This window comes from Rhizobium sp. T1470, from assembly GCF_042140505.1.
Classification (GTDB): domain Bacteria; phylum Pseudomonadota; class Alphaproteobacteria; order Rhizobiales; family Rhizobiaceae; genus Rhizobium; species Rhizobium favelukesii.
The window spans coordinates 71906-88094 of the sequence record NZ_CP148096.1; the positions used below are offsets into that span (position 1 = coordinate 71906).

Consider the following 16189-nt stretch of genomic DNA (forward strand, 5'->3'; position numbering starts at 1 on the left):
AGATTACGGTATGGTCGCTATCAAATCCTTCCGCCATTCCGGACCGTCCTTTGCCGATCTCGTTCCCTATGCCGGCCTGGTCGACGACGGCGTCATTCTCCTGAAGGACGGCTCGCTGATGGCCGGCTGGTATTTTGCCGGCCCGGACAGCGAAAGCTCCACGGACGCCGAGCGCAACGAGGTGTCGAGGCAGATCAATGCCATCCTGTCACGGCTCGGGTCCGGCTGGATGATCCAGGTCGACGCCGTGCGCGTGCCGACCGGCGACTATCCCGCTGAAGCCGATTGCCATTTCTCCGATCCGGTCACCCGCGCCATCGATGTGGAGCGGCGGGCGCATTTCCAGAAGGAAAGGGGACATTATGAGAGCAGACACGCGCTAATGCTGACTTGGCGGCCGCCTGAGCCGCGACGATCCGGACTGACGCGCTACATCTATTCGGATGAAGGCAGCCGTTCGGCAACGTATGCCGACAAGGCGCTGGAAAGCTTTCTGACGTCGATCCGGGAGTTTGAGCAATATCTCGCTAACGTTGTGTCGATACGACGGATGATGACACGCGAGACTCCAGAGCGTAGCGGCTATCGTGTCGCCCGATACGACGAACTCTTCCAGTTCATCCGCTTCTGCATCACCGGCGAAAATCATCCGGTGCGTCTACCGGAGATCCCGATGTATCTCGACTGGCTGGCGACTGCGGAGCTTCAGCACGGGCTGACACCTCTGGTCGAGAACAGGTTTGTCGGCGTAGTGGCGATAGATGGTTTGCCGGCGGAAAGTTGGCCAGGGATCCTCAACAGCCTGGACCTGATGCCGCTCACTTATCGTTGGTCATCCCGCTTTGTCTTCCTCGATGCGGAGGACGCGCGGACGAGGCTGGAGCGCACGCGCAAGAAATGGCAACAGAAGGTGCGGCCTTTCTTCGACCAATTGTTCCAGACGCACTCGCGGTCACTCGACCAGGACGCCATCCTGATGGTAGCGGAAACCGAGAACGCGATCGCCGAGGCGTCATCGCAACTTGTCGCCTACGGCTATTACGGTCATCGTTCTCTTTGATGAAGGCCAGACGCGCTGCCAAGAAAAGTGCGAGGCGGTCCGCCGGCTGATCCAGGCGGCATGTCGATGATGTCGGCCACACGCTGATCTTTGGCCCAACGGGGTCGGGCAAATCGACTTTGCTTTCTTTGATCGCGGCGCAGTTTCGGCGTTACGCCGACGCACAGGTTTTCGCCTTCGACAAAGGAAGCTCGATGCTGCCGCTGACCCTTGGCATTGACGGCGATCATTATCAAATTGGTGGCGATGACCCGGGAGACGGAGAGGCGACCGCGCTCTCGTTCTGCCCGCTGGCGGAGCTTAAGACCGATGGCGACCGCGCCTGGGCGTCCGAGTGGGTCGAGATGCTGGTGGCGCTACAGGGCGTGACCATCACGCCCGATTATCGCAATGCCATATCCCGTCAGATCGGACTGATGGCGGAATCGCGGGGCCGCTCGCTCTCCGACTTCGTCTCCGGCGTCCAGATGCGCGAAATCAAGGATGCGCTGCATCACTACACCGTCGATGGTCCGATGGGACAGCTCCTCGATGCCGAGGAAGATGGTCTGGCGCTTGGCTCTTTCCAGTGCTTCGAGATCGAGGAACTGATGAACATGGGCGAGCGCAATCTCGTGCCAGTGCTCACCTATCTGTTCCGTCGCATTGAGAAACGACTGACAGGCGCACCCAGCCTGATCATTCTCGACGAGGCCTGGCTGATGCTCGGTCATCCGGTGTTTCGGGACAAGATCCGTGAATGGCTGAAGGTGCTGCGCAAGGCTAATTGCGCCGTTGTTCTTGCCACCCAGTCGATCTCGGACGCGGAGCGTTCCGGCATCATCGATGTGTTGAAAGAGAGCTGCCCGACCAAGATATGCCTGCCGAACGGGGCCGCGCGAGAGCCGGGCACGCGGGACTTCTATGAGCGCATCGGCTTCAACGAACGACAGGTCGAGATCGTCGCGACCGCCATTCCCAAGCGCGACTATTATGTCGTTTCCTCCGAGGGCCGCCGGCTCTTTGATATGGCGCTCGGTCCGGTCGCGCTCTCCTTCGTCGGGGCATCTAGAAAGGAAGACCTGAAGCACATCCGTGCCCTTCATCGCGAATACGGGGCCAGCTGGCCTCTCCATTGGCTCCAGCAAAGGGGGATCGCCCATGCCGAGATGCTCTTTCGAATTGAGTAAGGTTGCGCGCGCCGGGTTCGGCGTCACTATCGTCCTCGCAGTAGCGCTTCCGGCTCGGGCCGGCGGCGTGACAGGTCAGGCGACAGAGTGGACGCAGCTCGCCAACAATGCGGAACTGATCAGCCTTGTCGGCAAGTCGGCCGAGCAGGTCAACAACCAGATCACCCAGATCTCGCAGCTGGCCGAGCAAATCCAGAACCAGCTCAACATCTATAAAAACATGTTGCAGAATACCGCGCAGCTTCCGAGCTATATCTGGGGGCAGGTCGAAAACGATCTGAAGAACTTGCAGAACATCGTCAACCAAGGGCAGGGCGTCGCGTTCTCGATGGGTAATGTCGATGACGTTCTCAAGCAGCGCTTCCAGACCTTTGCCGACAAAAAGAGCAACCTGCCTGACGGTGCGAGCTTTTCCACGACCTATCAGAGCTGGTCTGACACCAATCGCGACACGATCACCGGTACCCTGAAGGCCGCCAATCTGACGGCCGAGCAATTTTCCAGCGAGGAAAGCACCATGTCGTCGCTGCGGTCCATGTCGGAATCGGCCGATGGCCAGATGAAGGCGCTGCAGGTCGGGCACCAGATCGCCGCGCAGCAGGTAGCGCAGATTCAGAAACTGCGGGGCCTGATCTCTCAGCAGATTACGATGATGGGCACCTGGTACCAGTCCGAACAAGCGCAAAAGGATCTGGCGCAAGCGCGGCGCGAACATTTCTTCAGCGGAACCGAGCGCGATATCAGGGGCGGCCAGACGATGGAGCCCCGCTGGTGAACCCGCGTCTAATCGTCATTCTCGTGGCCTTGGGGTTCCTCTCAGCAGGCACCATCACATGGATCGTACTCAAGCCGGAGACTTCGCCAGTCTCCAGGCCAGGTGCCGCCGCAATGAGTTCCTCCTCTGATGAGGAAAAACGCCGACATCGCGAACAGTTCTTTGGCGGGAATTCCGACCGCAACATCCGCGGTGGTCAGGAGATGAAGCCGCGATGGTAGTTGCTCCTTCTTTCCGCACAGTCGAGCGGACCTTGATCGCGATCATGCTCGTCCTGCTGGCGACCACGCCGGCGCTGGCACAACAGGGCCAGGTTCTCACCACACTCGAAAACTCCGTCGTCACGGCTGCCAAGGGCTGGGAGACGACGGTGATGAATGCGGCCCGTTCGTTGTTCTGGATCCTCGCCGGCATCGAGATCGGCATCGCTGCTGTATGGCTGGCAATCAACGCTGCCTCGCTCGACAGTTGGTTTGCTGAACTCGTCAAACGCATCATGTTCATCGGCTTCTTCGCCTTCATCCTCGATAGGGGTCCAGAGTTCGCCAAGGCCGTGGTCGACAGTCTCTATCAGATCGGCGCGGGTGGCGGTTCGGCATCTCCCGCCAATATCTTCGATGCCGGCATTCGTGTCGCGACCAAGATGTCGGAACAAGCGAAGCTCGGCCTCTGGGAGGATAATGCGCTGGCGATCGCTGCCGTCTTCGCCATGGTCGTGGTCGTTGTGTCTTTCTCGCTTGTCGCGGCGATCTTCGTGGCAGTCATGGTCGAGATGTATGTCGGCCTGCTTGCCGGTATGATTATGCTTGGGCTCGGGGGGTCCTCCCATACCAAGGATTTTGCGATCAGATATCTGGTCTATGCCTTCTCCGTCGGCATGAAGCTGATGGCGCTGGTGATGATCGCCAAGATAGGCTCGGACATCCTTCTCGGTCTGGCAGAGGCGCCAACTGCGACATCCGAACAGTTCATCACCACGCTGGCGATTGCCGGCATCTCCGTCGTGATCTTCGTCATCGCCATGTATGTGCCGCCGATCCTGCAGGGCGTGGTCCAGGGCGCATCGATCGGCGGCGGCATGGAAGCCATCCGTCATGGCGGGCAGGCGGCATCCGCGGCACTCGGCGCCGGCTTCCTGACAATCGGTGCGGCCAACAGAGGGTATGAGGCTGCTAATTCCGCGAGGGCAGGAGGCTCGTCTCTAGCCAGTGCGGCGCTGCGCGGCATGGAGGCCGGGATTGGCGGCGCGGCCGGCGCGGTTGGCTCGGCAGCAAAAGAAAAGGCGATCGGTTCGCCCGGCGCCCATGCCGGATCGATGCTCGGCCTTGCCAACGCCAAACTCGATCAACCATCCGGCCGGCCGGCCACACCGACTCCACCACCGCCAATCAACGACAGCAAGTGACGGGCGGCTGATAAAATGGCCGGACAGAATATTCCAGATAATCCCTATATCGCCGCGCGCAACGAATGGAACGAGCGTTACGGCTCGTACGTAAAAACAGCCGCTGCCTGGCGCATCGTCGGCATTACCGGCATGACCATGGCCGTCGTCGGTTTTGGCTACGCGCTCTACCAGAGCACCCAGGTCAAGCTGATCCCGTACATCGTCGAAGTCGACAAGCTCGGTACGACCGTCAATGCCGGTTTCCCGCAGCAGATCGAATATGCCGATCCACGCGTGGTGCGCGCCACGCTCGGCAGCTTTGTATCGAACGTCCGCTCGGTCACGCCGGATGCAGTCGTGCAGAAGCAGTATATAGACCGGACCTACGGATTGCTGCGGACCTCGGATCCGGCGACGGAGAAGGTCAATGCCTGGTTCCGCTCGAACTCGCCCTTCGAGAGGGCAAAAACCGCAACAGTGGCCGTCGAGGTCAACAATATCGTCGCGCTGTCGAACCAGAGCTACCAGATCGACTGGACCGAATTGGAGCGTGACCGCCGCGGGAAGGAGACGGCCGCTCGCCGCTTCCGCGGCATTGCCACCGTGACACTGACGCCGCCTCAGGACGAGGGCGTCATCCGTCTCAACCCCATCGGTCTCTATCTCCGCGATTTCGACTGGACCGCGCAGCTTTGAAAGGCATCACCCTGAATACGAACAGATCACAAGGACTATCGCGGGTCACGTTGAGTGCGGGCATCATTGCCGTCACCGTAGCGGTCTTCTCAGCCTTCGTCCCGTCGGCTTCGCTCGGCGCCGATGGCGTTACCACCAACGAGGCGAAGGGCGCGGATGGAAAAGTCATCTTCCTCTATGGCGAAGTGCAACCATCCGTCGTCTGCTCACCGCTGCAAGTGTGCGACATCGAGCTTCAGGGTGGCGAAGTCGTTCGCGACGTGCTGGTTGGGGACACGGTACGCTGGAAGGTCGAGCCCGCAACCTCGGGGGCTGCCGGCGGGCAGGCGATCCATCTGATCGTCAAGCCTTCGGAACCGGGGCTGGTCACCTCGGTGGTGGTGACGACGTCGCGGCGGACCTATCACATCCAGCTCAAGTCGCATCCCACGCAATATATTGCACGTGTCGGCTTCGAATATCCCGAGGATGTCTCGGCAAAGCTTGCCGACGTCAATGCGCGCCTCGAAGCCAGCACGATCCCCGGCGCCGGGCTTCCTGCCGAACAATTGAACTTCGCCTATTCCGTCTCGGGCAGCGCCGGCTGGCGGCCGACGCGAGTCTATTCCGATGGGCAAAAAACCTACATCCAATTTCCGCGTTCGATCTCCGGTCAGGATGCGCCGGTTCTCTTCGTCGTCTCCGGTGGGCAGAACCGCATAGTCAACTACCGCATGAAGAACAATATGATGGTAGTCGACTACAAGATCGATCGCGCCGTGCTGGTATCGGGGGTCGGCTGGAAACAGCAGAAGGTGAAAATCAGCAGGGGAGGCCGGTGATGCGCGCGCGCCTCCGCCACGGCCCGAACCGACTCGGCCCCATCCGCAGCCTTGCCGCGACATGCACCCTCGCTATCCTCCTTTCCGGATGCCAGTCGGTGGCCACGGAAGGTCTCGTCACAAGTACGGCGCCACCGGACGTCTCCGGACCCGCAGCGGGAGCCATTGCTGGCGATATGGTCAGCCGTCTCGCCGAACAGATCGGACAGGGAAAGGCGACCGTTGCGCTCAAACAGGATGGTTCTCCATTCGGGCTGGCGCTCGAGGCTGCATTGAAGGGATGGGGTTACGCTGTAGTAACCGATCAGCGGACGGATAGCGGCACGGCCGTCATTCCGCTGGCCTATGTGATCGTGCCCTATGACGGCCAGGTGCTGGCACGGCTCTCGACCAGCAGCGTCGAGCTCGGTCGCGCCTATACGGTGACAACATCGGGTGCTGCGCCGGAAAGCGCGCTGTCGCTTATGCGCCGTGGATGAGGGAGAATATCATGGTCCAATCCCTCAAGCTCGGTAGCGCACAGAGCAGTCAGGTCCAGTCCAGCATCAAGCGGATCAACCGCCTGCCGGTCATCGTCGTGATCATACTGCTGATCGTGTTCCTCAGTATCATCTTCTATGGGATCGCCTCGCGCGGGCGGATCTAGTGAACGTTCAAGGTGCTGGCGAATTGACCCGCGCAGTTCAGCAAATTGGTGATGGCTCAAAGCCATTGATCGAAACCCACCTCAAAGATCATTCCAACCGTGTGATTGCTCGCTGGCTTGTGCGCCGACACATGCAGTCCAGATATCCTGAAGCCGTCAAAACGATCGATTGGGCGGAGCCAAAATTCGAAGCGCGCATTGAGATTACAAGCGTTGCAGCGCAGCAATTGCGGGAAGACAGTTGATACCTACCTGTCACACGCGGAACTGGCATTTGAGGACTCTAACCCTTATACGGTTGGGGCGGTTTTTGTTCGCCCCGACGCAAATCATAAGTTCACAAATGCTGTCCATGAAAGTTATAGCGACCTGAACGCCGATGAACTTGCGGTTGCTCTCGAGATTGATAGCACTGGACTTACTTGGACTAGAAATCCGGTGAATGGTGGATATTCAATCACACTTTTGGATAAAGGTGAGAGTCGACGCTTCTTCCCTGACTTTCTTGTCTGGAAAGACAAGAAGATCATAGCAATCGACCCCAAAGGCGGCTTCCTCCTTCAGACAGAAGCCGGCCGAAAATTGCTGGCAATCCGAGATGAAAAAGGGCAGCAGCGTATTTTGGTTCGGTTCATTACCGAAGGGACTTGGTCTGCCGAAACGATGAAGCAAACGCACAACTCCGGCTTTTCCGTTTGGCGCATGACAACGACCGGTCAGATACGATGCACTAACCACGGCGATGTAGCTGGTGCAGTCAGGAAGGCTTTGGAGCTAAAATAGCGTTGGCAGTCGCTCGCAACCTAGCCGCCCGTCGTTATGCTTGAATGGTGGCGCCTTCTCCCTGTCCCGGCTATAGGCAATGACCCCGATCATCTGCGTGTCGAGGGTAGCGAATCCAGCTAGCGATACCATGAGATTTGTCCGAAACTTGCCTACATTTTTCGGACCGCTGCTTGCCCAGCGTCCGAAAAAGGACTACAAATTTCGGACATGACAGACGACTCACCGGATCTCAAGCACGGCATGCTCGCGCGTATTAACGCTGACGCGTTGAGAAAAGTATGGACGCCGAGCGATTTCATCGATCTCGCCTCGCGCGATGCCGTTGACAAGGCATTGCAGCGGCTGACAAAGGCTGGGACTCTGAGGCGGATCGATCGCGGGCTCTATGATAAACCCGGGTTCAACAAACTTACCCAGAAACCCAATCCACCTGATCCGCGCTCGGTAATCGACGCAGTTGGGCGACGCGATCAAACTCGAATGCTCGTCGACGGCATGACCGCCGCGAATGATCTCGGCCTGACCGACGCCGTTCCAGCAAAGATCGTAGTTCACACGGATGCACGCCGTCGCGCGATTAAGCTAGGCAACGTGACGATCGCTTTCCGCCCGACCGCGGCGAGCAAGCTGTTCTGGGCCGGCCGGCCAGGTATGCGTGTCGTCCAGGCACTTCATTGGCTGCGCGACCTCTTGGTTCGCGAAGGCGAGAGCGATCAGGTTAGGCGAAAGCTCTCCAAGCTGTTCGAGGATCCGGCCGTGGGGCCGCAGCTGAAAGCAGACCTCACCGCGGGTATGACAGCTCTCCCAACCTGGATGTGGATGTTTCTCAAGCCACTTATCGAAAAAGATGACGGCGTTGCGCGTGACGATGGTCAGAGCGTCTCCGCCACTACACACCAAGCGCGGAAGCCGTCCTCTCAGCAGAAAACACAAACGGCGCGCCGCGCGACCCGGGCGGAAAAGACATGAATCCTGCTTTTGACGAAGTACTCGCAACCGGGGAAGCTGCAATGCTGAGCGCCTTCGATACGACCGCTCAACGCCTCGGCACGGCCGCCCAGAATATTGAAAAAGACTTCTGGGTGTGTTGGACACTGGACGCATTGTTCGACGGATTGAAAAACGGCGGTCCCCGCCTCCTCTTCAAGGGCGGAACGTCGTTGTCCAAGGCGTTTGGTCTGATCAGCCTATAGCGCGACGATCAGGATGAGACGCGAGCGACAATCTGGATGAGATTCTTATGTCGCGGTTGGAGCGAAGTTATCATGTTGATTGTCGCTGGCAAGAGTTTCATCGTGTCCTGATTGCCGCTCCGCGACAAGCTGGGAAGAGCTTTTGATTGTCGCGAATGAGGCGGGTCTGCCGCGCTGGCGTTTGGCTTCCATGGCCGAACGCCGCCGGTAGCTTTCGACATTCATCTCGAAGATTGTTGCGTGATGGACAAGTCGGTCCACCGCGGCAAGCGTCATGGCCGGGTCTGGAAAGACGCGGTTCCATTCTCCGAAGGGCTGATTGGCGGTGATCATGATGGAACGCCGCTCATATCTTGCGGAGATGAGTTCGAAGAGCACGCTCGTTTCGGCCTGGTCCTTGGTGACGTAGGCCAGGTCGTCGAGGATGAGAAGATCGAACTTGTCGAGCTTTGCGATGGCGGCTTCGAGCTGAAGCTCCCTCCGCGCGACCTGAAGCTTCTGGACGAGATCGGTCGTGCGGGTGAAGAGCACGCGCCAGCCGTTCTCGATTAGCGCGAGGCCGACGGCTGCGGCGAGATGGCTCTTTCCGCCGCCGGGCGGACCGAACATCAGGATATTGGCGCCTTTGGCGAGCCAGCTATCGCCGGCTGCAATCGCCATGACCTGGGCCTTGGAGACCATGGGAACAGCGTCGAAGGCGAAGCTGTCGAGCGTCTTTCCGGGTGGCAGGTGGGCCTCGGCGAGGTGTCTTTCGATCCTGCGATGGGCGCGTTCGGCCAATTCATGCTCGGCGATGGCCGAGAGGAAACGGGCAGCAGGCCATCCTTCCCGATCGGCCTGCTCGGCAAATTGGTGCCAGAACGTCTTGATCGTCGGCAGCCTCAGTTCGTTGAGCATGATGCCGAGGCGGGCTTCATCGACTGTGTGGATGTTGCTCTTCATGCGACCTCTCCCGCATAGGCCGTGCCGATCAGGGCTTCATAACCATTGAGCGACGCGAGTTGCACATGAACGATCGGCAACTGATCCGGGTCCGGGCTGAAGACCGCTCTCAAAGCCGCCAGATCAGGCAGTTTGTGGGCGTCGAGCGTTTTGGCAAGCTCCTCGGCCAGTTCACGCTCGCAACTGCGATCGTGAGCCAAGGCAAGCAGTTCCACGGTGATCTTGCAAGCCTGCCGCTCGGGCAGTTGCTCGATGAGCGCGTCGAAAGTCCTGCGATATTCCGGCCTGGGGAAGAGCTTGTCGCGATAGACGAGCCCCAAAAGCGCCATCGGCTTTTTGCGCAGGGAATGAATGACGTGATGATAGTTGACGACTTGATCGTGCTTGCCACTCGCATGGGCGCGGCCTCGGGGTAATGTCAGCAGATGCGTGCCGCCGATGAAGACGTCGAGGCGATCGTCGAACAGACGCACCCGCAGCCGGTGGCCAATCAGACGGGAAGGCACGGTGTAGAAGACCTTGCGCAAGGCGAAGCCGCCGGTGCTCGATACGGTGACGATGACCTCTTCGAAGTCGGTGGTGCGACGATCGGGAAGAGCTTGCAGATGCGTGCGCTCGGCATCGATGCGCTTGCCATGTGCGGCATTGCGGCGGCTGACGATCTCATCGATGAAGGCGCGATAGGATCCGAGGTCGCCAAAGTCCCTGGTTCCGCGCATCAGCAGAGCATCGCGGATCGCATTCTTGAGATGGCCGTGGGAACTTTCGATCGAGCCGTTCTCGTGCGCGACGCCCTTGTTGTTGCGCGTCGGCGTCATGCGATAATGGGCGCACAGTTCGTCGTAGCGATGCGTCAGATCGACCTTGGCGTCGGCATCGAGGTTGCGGAAGGCGGCCGATAAGCTGTCGCTGCGATGATAGAGCGGCGAACCGCCAACCGACCACAGGGCGTTCTGCAGCCCCTCGGCCAGAGCGACGAAGCTCTCTCCACCCAGGATGACATGGGCATGCTCGAAGCCCGACCAGACCAGCCGGAAGTGATAAAGCAGATGATCGAGCGATTGGCCGGCGATCGTCACGCCGAGGCTGCCCATGTCGGTAAAATCCGACAGTCCTAACCGACCGGGTTCGTGCATCTGACGGAAGATCACTTCCTGCTCCTGACCGTGAACAGCCCGCCATGATCGGATACGACGCTCAATCGTACGGCGAACACCTTCTGACAGCTCTGGATGACGCCGCAGCATCTCGTTGTAAACGGCGACCGCTCGGATGCCGGGCGCGGCCTTGAGGAGCGGAACAACCTCGGCGTCGAAGATGTGCTCAAGGGGATCGGGGCGACGCCGGTCGCGCGGCGGCTTGGTCTGCGATGGAAGACGCGCATCCTTCTCGATGCGGTAAGCCGTCGCCCGGCTGATCGACGCCTTGGCGGCAGCGACCTCAATGGGGTTGTTTTGTCGGTACTTCATAAAAAGCCTCGTCTGATGATCGGTTACATGGCGACCCGGCACAAAGGTGATTCTCCATTCTCAGAAAATCACCGACGCTACCGGGCCAACCGCGATCATGAGACGCCGAAAAATTGCGCCGCGGCGGGGGTGTAACTCCAGTCGGGCTACGCCCTCCCTTCGTCACACCCCCGCCGCCGAGTCTCATCCTGATTGACGCTGAGTCTCACCTTGTTTGTCGCCGCGCATCAGCCGCTTCTCCGAAGACATAGATTGTTGGTTTCCACGCGGAACTGAGCCGGTTTTTCCACCAAGAAGTGAGCCACCTCTAAGTATGGTTTTCTGATCAGGATTTGGTCAAGGGATTGGCTTTTTCTCCTTTCTTCTGTGCTGCGGCAGCCGAGCTGGCTTTGAAGCGGAAGCTGTCGTTACCGGTTTCCAGGATATGGCAACGGTGGGTCAAACGATCGAGCAGAGCGGTCGTCATCTTGGCGTCGCCGAAGACGGTTGCCCACTCGCTGAAGCTGAGGTTGGTGGTAATCACGACGCTGGTCCGCTCGTAGAGCTTGCTTAACAGGTGGAAGAGTAGTGCTCCGCCTGAGGCGCTGAACGGCAGGTATCCCAACTCGTCCAGGATGAGCAGATCGAGGCGGACCAAGGTCTCCGCGATCTGGCCCGCCTTGCCTTTAGCCTTCTCCTGCTCGAGAGCATTGACCAGTTCGATGGTCGAGAAGAAGCGGACCTTTCGGCGATGATGCTCGATGGCTTGGATTCCAAGAGCGGTCGCGACATGCGTTTTTCCAGTGCCAGGGCCACCGATAAGGACAACGTTCTGCGCCCCATCCATGAACTCGCATCGGTGCAGTTGGCGCACGGTGGCCTCGTTGATCTCGCTGGCGGCGAAGTCGTATCCGGAGATGTCTTTGTAGGCTGGGAAGCGAGCAGCCTTCATGTGATAGGCAATCGAGCGGACCTCACGCTCGGCCATCTCGGCTTTCAGCAACTGGGACAAGATTGGCACGGCCGCATCGAAGGCGGGAGCACCTTGCTCGATCAGGTCCGTGACGGCCTGGGCCATGCCATACATCTTCAGGCTACGCAGCATGATGACGACGGCAGCACTTGCGGGGTCATGACGCATGACGACCTCCTACGATCCGGACCCGCAAGCCATCGTAGCGTTCTACATTGGCCTTGGGTTCGCGCAGCAGGGTCAGTGCCTGTGGCGTATCGATGTCGGGACCGTCGGTCGTCTTGCCATCAATCAGCCGATGCAGCAGGTTCAACACATGCGTTTTGGTCGCCACGCCTTGATCCAGAGCCAGTTCCACGGCCCTGACGACGACCTGTTCGTCGTGATGAAGCACCAGAGCGAGGATGTCGGCCATCTCACGATCACCGCCGGGGCGGCGAAGCATCTGATCTTGCAACTGTCTGAAGGCCAGCGGCAATTCCAGGAAGGGCGCACCATTGCGCAAGGCACCGGGTTTGCGCTGGATGACGGCAAGGTAATGTCGCCAGTCGTAAATCGTTCGTGGCGGCTTATCGTGGCTCCGCTCAATGACCCGCTCATGCTCGCATAGGATATTGCCCTCGGCCGCAACGACCAGTCTCTCGGGATAAATGCGCAGGCTGACAGGCCGGTTCGCAAACGATGCTGGCACACTGTAACGATTGCGCTCGAAGGTGATCAGGCATGTCGGTGAGACGCGCTTGCTCTGCTCAACGAAGCCGTCAAATGCGGGTGGCAGTGCCATTAATGCTGCCCGCTCATCAGCCCAAACATCTGCGATTGTGCCGGGCAAGGTGCCATGCGCCGTCTCCCGCCACAGGTCCTGGCAATGCTGTTCCAGCCAAGCATTCAATACCGCCAAATCCGGGAAGTCAGGCATCTGTTGCCACAGTCGTGGGCGAGCATCCTGGACGTTCTTCTCGACCTGCCCCTTCTCCCAGCCGGCAGAGGGATTGCAGAACTCTGGCGCAAAGACGTAGTGGTTCGTCATCGCGAGGAAACGGATGTTGACCTGCCGCTCTTTGCCGCGACCGACACGATCGACCGCCGTCTTCATGTTATCGTAGATGCCGCGACCAGGTACGCCGCCGAACACACGGAAGCCGTGCCAGTGGGCGTCGAAGAGCATCTCGTGCGTTTGCAGCAGGTAGGCCCTGACCAGAAAGGCCCGACTGTGCGACAACTTGATATGTGCGACCTGAAGCTTCGTGCGCTCGCCGCCGATCACGGCATAGTCCTCACTCCAATCGAACTGGAATGCCTCGCCTGGGCGGAAAGACAGCGGAACGAATATGCCGCGGCCCGCTGTCAGCTGCTCAGCCCGCCAGTCGCGGGCGAACGCGGCGACCCGACCATAGGAGCCGGTAAAGCCGAGAACCACCAGATCCGCATGAAGCTGCTTCAGCGTTCGGCGCTGCTTGCGCGACCTCCCGGCCTCGGTCTTCAGCCAGCCAGCAAGTTTGTCGGCAAAAGGATCGAGCTTGCTCGGACGTTCCGGTACCGTGAACGTCGGCTCGATCGTACCAGCGCTCAAATACTTCGCGATCGTGTTGCGTGACAGCCCAGTGCGCCGGCTGATCTCGCGGATCGACTGCTTCTCGCGCAGCGCCATCCGACGGATGATGTTTAAAAGTCCCATGTGGATCACTCCGTGGCCCCCGTCGCTCACCGCGTTGGGGGGGAAGGTTCACATGGCTCAATTCTCAATGGAAATTATGCGCCTAACCGGCTCAGTTCTGCGTGGAAACCAACACCTTACGTCTCAATGTCTGACCTCCATGGAATTTCGAGCGGCGAGCCCGAAGACAGAGCGGGCGAGATGCAATTCGCCCGCTCTAGCGCGGTCCGTCATAGCCCGCAAATACCCTCCCGGCGAGCTGACTTCCTGCCGGTCGTATTTCTCAAGGGTCACGGCGACGGCGGCTTGCTGCTCACCCATCTGCTCGACGGCGCGGGCGCGGGCATCCTCGGAGATCCCGGCAAAGCGGCACATCAGCGGGATGGCCCGCGCCAGTTCGGCCCAACTGCTGGGGGCAAACCCGTAGGTCTTCAACGCTGGCACCGCCCTAAGCACGTCTTGCAATGCCACCATTGCCTGCGGCAGGCGCCGTGGCTGGTTGATTTCGCTCCGGCCTCGCCTCAGGCTTTCTTCAAAAGCCCATTTGCTGGCGGAGCCAGCCTTAAGTGAATGAGATTGTTCGGCGTTAGCCGAACGCCGCTCCTGACTACTATCGTCAAAGGGATGAGGGGTTGTAATCTGTGTGTGCATGCCGTTTTCGACATGCGGGCATGTCATGTTGTTGGTTTCTGAGACTTCTGCAGATCGGCGGGGGAGCTGCATCAGCCGCTCCACAAGCCACTCCAAAATGGCGGTTGCGCGGCGCAGCATCCCGCTCGAGCCCTTGCCGGCAGCTTCAACAACACCGCTTACGCGTTCGATGCGGGATCCGATGCGATCCAATACCTGCGCAGAAAGCTCTGCTCCTGCCGAAAGGGCATAGCGGGCATTGCGAAGCGCCCCACGATAGCGTCGCAAGGCCGCATCGGCGGCTTTCTTCTCAGCCCGAACCTGTCTCACGAGCTCGTCAAGTTCGGCATATCGGACGATCAGGATTCGAAGGTCGATCCCGCAACCGTCCGTGATCTCGCCGTCGCCATTGCGGATCGGATAGCGTTTGTAGTTGCCGCTGTCCTGCATCGTGATCAGACCAGCGTCGAACAGGCGCGACAGCATCCGGCTGACGCGACCGATCGACCGGCCGATCTCAAAGGCCAGTTGCTGGTTGGACTTGAAAACGATCGGCCTGCCGGACTTGTCGAACGATTCGGCGGGGGCCGTATTGATCAGCGCCACCAACAGGTGGCTTTCGGTTCCGTTGATTAGCCCTGTGCATGTCAGACTTTGCGCAAGCACGGCCAATTGAGCACGCGTCACGGTTCCGATATCCGCCGACTCTGCCAGACGCCTGAATTGCGCACGCTGCGGCGTTATCCTGCGGCCGACTGGCCGCTGGTGCGTTCGGGTATTCCCCATTCCTCGTCTCCACTTAGGGACCAGGCAAAGCTTCGCCGTTCACCGACAAGGTGCTTTTGCAATTGACAGGGAAGGGAGGGTCTGCGAGAAAGGATTCGGCTAATTTATTGACTCATAGACCCCGCTTCCGGACTTGTTTCGGGAGCGGTTTTTCTTTTCTGGTCGGGCCTGTCATCTCCGTGAAATTTGATCAGAATGCGTGGGCGCACGCAAAGCCTGTGAGTCGGGCGTGACGCCGTGAATGTCCCTATTCTTCGCCGTTCGTGTGCTTCAACGCTGCTTTCAAAAAGCCGCATCCGACTCCAGGGCTGCAGCAATTTGGCGCAAACTTCATGAGACACAGGAAACCCCCGACGGAAAGGGAGTTTGAGACGAGGGGCTTCTCCTCTCCGTAGTATTCACGCGGACGGCGCGCGAGTGCGGCACGTCCAACTCGAGAATTGCCGGCAGGGTACACCCAATTGGCGTATGGTGTAGTCATTGATGACGATCCACGTGAGAGTAAGTGCTTCTCGCGAACCATCGCCGAGAATGACCGAATACTCTCAGATCTCGATACTGAAGCCTCATCTCTGCCCCGAACGACGTCAAATCTTTGTCGCAAGTCCGAACTGAATGCGCTTCGCGTCAAGAATGGCCTTCAAGACATTGATTCCAAACTCCAGACTCTCTACTTCCTTTTCGATCGAGACACCTGTCGCGACAATGCTCTTAGCTTCATTAAGTGCGACCAGCTCTAGCTCGTCAAACAACTGCTGATTACCTTCCTCGTTTTCTAGTAACCTATCAATCGTCACCCAAAGTGCTGATTGTACTGCTATGAGAGCAGCGCCGAGTTTTCGCTCGTCTGGGCACAAGATAGATACGATAGGCCATTTTTCTTCGTTCATTGGTTCGTTCCTTCGCTCGGATGAGCATCGGCCGTTTGCGGCGCTGTTGAGTTAATGATGCGTTGCTGGTGTGCATTAAGTGCTCCAAGTGAGCCATTGGTCATAGCGGCGGGCTCAGAAGGCGAGCTGCGCGGACGCCTGCCCGGCGATATTCAGCAAGATGAGCGGAGTTAAGCGAGGAGGCATTTCGGGTCGATTGAGTTGAGGTCGTGTCGCACGTGTTCTGGTGATCTTAGTAAAGTCCTGGTCTTGCGCTAGGGGGAGGTGGTGTTGGAAGAACAATCTCATGTCGCAATCACCCGTGTCTGACTCGCGGTGATGATCGGCGGA

16 protein-coding genes and 2 pseudogenes are annotated in these 16189 nt (G+C 59.1%); 12 read left to right on the forward strand and 6 right to left on the reverse strand.

Annotated elements, in window-relative coordinates; all coding sequences use genetic code 11:
* Positions 1-10 precede the first annotated feature (10 nt).
* The 12 genes and pseudogenes from WGT02_RS39620 to WGT02_RS39675 form a co-directional block, all read left to right on the forward strand.
* Positions 11-2229, forward strand: a pseudogene (locus tag WGT02_RS39620) (conjugal transfer protein TrbE).
* Entirely contained in the window at positions 2201-3004 is an 804-nt protein-coding gene (gene trbJ / locus WGT02_RS39625) for a P-type conjugative transfer protein TrbJ (RefSeq protein WP_049223460.1), read from the forward strand. Before WGT02_RS39620 ends, trbJ begins: the two are co-directional and overlap by 29 nt.
* A complete protein-coding gene (trbK, locus tag WGT02_RS39630; protein ID WP_080654708.1) occupies positions 3001-3225 on the forward strand; it encodes an entry exclusion protein TrbK in 225 nt (74 codons plus the stop codon). Before trbJ ends, trbK begins: the two co-directional genes overlap by 4 nt.
* Complete coding sequence (gene trbL, locus WGT02_RS39635; protein WP_208250694.1) at positions 3219-4409, forward strand: P-type conjugative transfer protein TrbL; 1191 nt, start codon at positions 3219-3221, stop codon at positions 4407-4409. Before trbK ends, trbL begins: the two co-directional genes overlap by 7 nt.
* A gap of 15 nt (positions 4410-4424) precedes the next feature.
* On the forward strand, positions 4425-5087 hold the full coding sequence (locus tag WGT02_RS39640; protein ID WP_208250692.1) for a conjugal transfer protein TrbF: 663 nt from the start codon (positions 4425-4427) through the stop codon (positions 5085-5087).
* A 62-nt stretch (positions 5088-5149) separates the two neighbouring features.
* Positions 5150-5908 (forward strand): P-type conjugative transfer protein TrbG, encoded by a 759-nt coding sequence (gene trbG, locus WGT02_RS39645; protein ID WP_375680041.1) that lies wholly within the window; start codon positions 5150-5152, stop codon positions 5906-5908.
* Entirely contained in the window at positions 5908-6387 is a 480-nt protein-coding gene (trbH, locus tag WGT02_RS39650) for a conjugal transfer protein TrbH (protein WP_029728392.1), read from the forward strand. Before trbG ends, trbH begins: the two co-directional genes overlap by 1 nt.
* Positions 6388-6398: 11 nt before the next feature.
* Positions 6399-6554: a hypothetical protein gene (locus WGT02_RS39655; protein WP_318246561.1), complete on the forward strand. Its 156-nt coding sequence runs from the start codon at positions 6399-6401 to the stop codon at positions 6552-6554.
* Positions 6554-6799, forward strand: a complete 246-nt coding sequence (locus tag WGT02_RS39660; RefSeq protein ID WP_146722648.1) for a hypothetical protein — start codon at positions 6554-6556, stop codon at positions 6797-6799. Before WGT02_RS39655 ends, WGT02_RS39660 begins: the two co-directional genes overlap by 1 nt.
* Entirely contained in the window at positions 6768-7337 is a 570-nt protein-coding gene (locus tag WGT02_RS39665) for a hypothetical protein (RefSeq protein ID WP_148707575.1), read from the forward strand. The genes WGT02_RS39660 and WGT02_RS39665 overlap by 32 nt, the downstream gene beginning before the upstream one ends.
* Before the next feature lie 243 nt (positions 7338-7580).
* Positions 7581-8309 carry a DUF6088 family protein gene (locus WGT02_RS39670; protein WP_318246565.1) on the forward strand — a complete coding sequence of 243 codons (729 nt, stop codon included), beginning with the start codon at positions 7581-7583 and terminating at the stop codon, positions 8307-8309.
* Positions 8306-8527, forward strand: a pseudogene (locus WGT02_RS39675) (nucleotidyl transferase AbiEii/AbiGii toxin family protein); the annotation flags it as partial. The gene WGT02_RS39670 and the pseudogene WGT02_RS39675, both read left to right, overlap by 4 nt.
* 51 nt (positions 8528-8578) lie before the next feature.
* Here the strand turns inward: WGT02_RS39675 and istB (WGT02_RS39680) are convergent.
* From istB (WGT02_RS39680) to WGT02_RS39705, 6 genes are all read right to left on the reverse strand, one after another.
* On the reverse strand, positions 8579-9475 hold the full coding sequence (istB, locus tag WGT02_RS39680) for an IS21-like element helper ATPase IstB (RefSeq protein ID WP_208246937.1): 897 nt from the start codon (positions 9473-9475) through the stop codon (positions 8579-8581).
* Complete coding sequence (istA, locus tag WGT02_RS39685) at positions 9472-10944, reverse strand: IS21 family transposase (RefSeq protein WP_208245170.1); 1473 nt, start codon at positions 10942-10944, stop codon at positions 9472-9474. The genes istB (WGT02_RS39680) and istA (WGT02_RS39685) overlap by 4 nt, the downstream gene beginning before the upstream one ends.
* A 325-nt stretch (positions 10945-11269) precedes the next feature.
* Positions 11270-12064 carry an IS21-like element helper ATPase IstB gene (gene istB, locus WGT02_RS39690; RefSeq protein WP_208245060.1) on the reverse strand — a complete coding sequence of 265 codons (795 nt, stop codon included), beginning with the start codon at positions 12062-12064 and terminating at the stop codon, positions 11270-11272.
* Positions 12054-13574: an IS21 family transposase gene (gene istA / locus WGT02_RS39695; protein ID WP_208180357.1), complete on the reverse strand. Its 1521-nt coding sequence runs from the start codon at positions 13572-13574 to the stop codon at positions 12054-12056. The genes istB (WGT02_RS39690) and istA (WGT02_RS39695) overlap by 11 nt, the downstream gene beginning before the upstream one ends.
* Before the next feature lie 123 nt (positions 13575-13697).
* Positions 13698-14969: a plasmid replication protein RepC gene (gene repC, locus WGT02_RS39700; protein WP_208250688.1), complete on the reverse strand. Its 1272-nt coding sequence runs from the start codon at positions 14967-14969 to the stop codon at positions 13698-13700.
* A gap of 587 nt (positions 14970-15556) precedes the next feature.
* Positions 15557-15859 carry a hypothetical protein gene (locus WGT02_RS39705; RefSeq protein WP_208250686.1) on the reverse strand — a complete coding sequence of 101 codons (303 nt, stop codon included), beginning with the start codon at positions 15857-15859 and terminating at the stop codon, positions 15557-15559.
* Between the last annotated feature and the right edge of the window lie 330 nt (positions 15860-16189).

Excerpts from the sequence above, each read along its gene's own strand:
- istA (WP_208180357.1), bottom strand. The coding sequence starts at position 13,574 with ATGGGACTTTTAAACATCATCCGTCGGATGGCGCTGCGCGAGAAGCAG.
- trbL (WP_208250694.1), top strand. The coding sequence starts at position 3,219 with ATGGTAGTTGCTCCTTCTTTCCGCACAGTCGAGCGGACCTTGATCGCG.
- WGT02_RS39670 (WP_318246565.1), top strand. The coding sequence starts at position 7,581 with ATGCTCGCGCGTATTAACGCTGACGCGTTGAGAAAAGTATGGACGCCG.
- WGT02_RS39705 (WP_208250686.1), bottom strand. The coding sequence starts at position 15,859 with ATGAACGAAGAAAAATGGCCTATCGTATCTATCTTGTGCCCAGACGAG.
- WGT02_RS39640 (WP_208250692.1), top strand. The coding sequence starts at position 4,425 with ATGGCCGGACAGAATATTCCAGATAATCCCTATATCGCCGCGCGCAAC.
- trbH (WP_029728392.1), top strand. The coding sequence starts at position 5,908 with ATGCGCGCGCGCCTCCGCCACGGCCCGAACCGACTCGGCCCCATCCGC.
- istB (WP_208245060.1), bottom strand. The coding sequence starts at position 12,064 with ATGCGTCATGACCCCGCAAGTGCTGCCGTCGTCATCATGCTGCGTAGC.
- istB (WP_208246937.1), bottom strand. The coding sequence starts at position 9,475 with ATGAAGAGCAACATCCACACAGTCGATGAAGCCCGCCTCGGCATCATG.
- trbJ (WP_049223460.1), top strand. The coding sequence starts at position 2,201 with ATGCCGAGATGCTCTTTCGAATTGAGTAAGGTTGCGCGCGCCGGGTTC.
- istA (WP_208245170.1), bottom strand. The coding sequence starts at position 10,944 with ATGAAGTACCGACAAAACAACCCCATTGAGGTCGCTGCCGCCAAGGCG.
- WGT02_RS39655 (WP_318246561.1), top strand. The coding sequence starts at position 6,399 with ATGGTCCAATCCCTCAAGCTCGGTAGCGCACAGAGCAGTCAGGTCCAG.
- repC (WP_208250688.1), bottom strand. The coding sequence starts at position 14,969 with ATGGGGAATACCCGAACGCACCAGCGGCCAGTCGGCCGCAGGATAACG.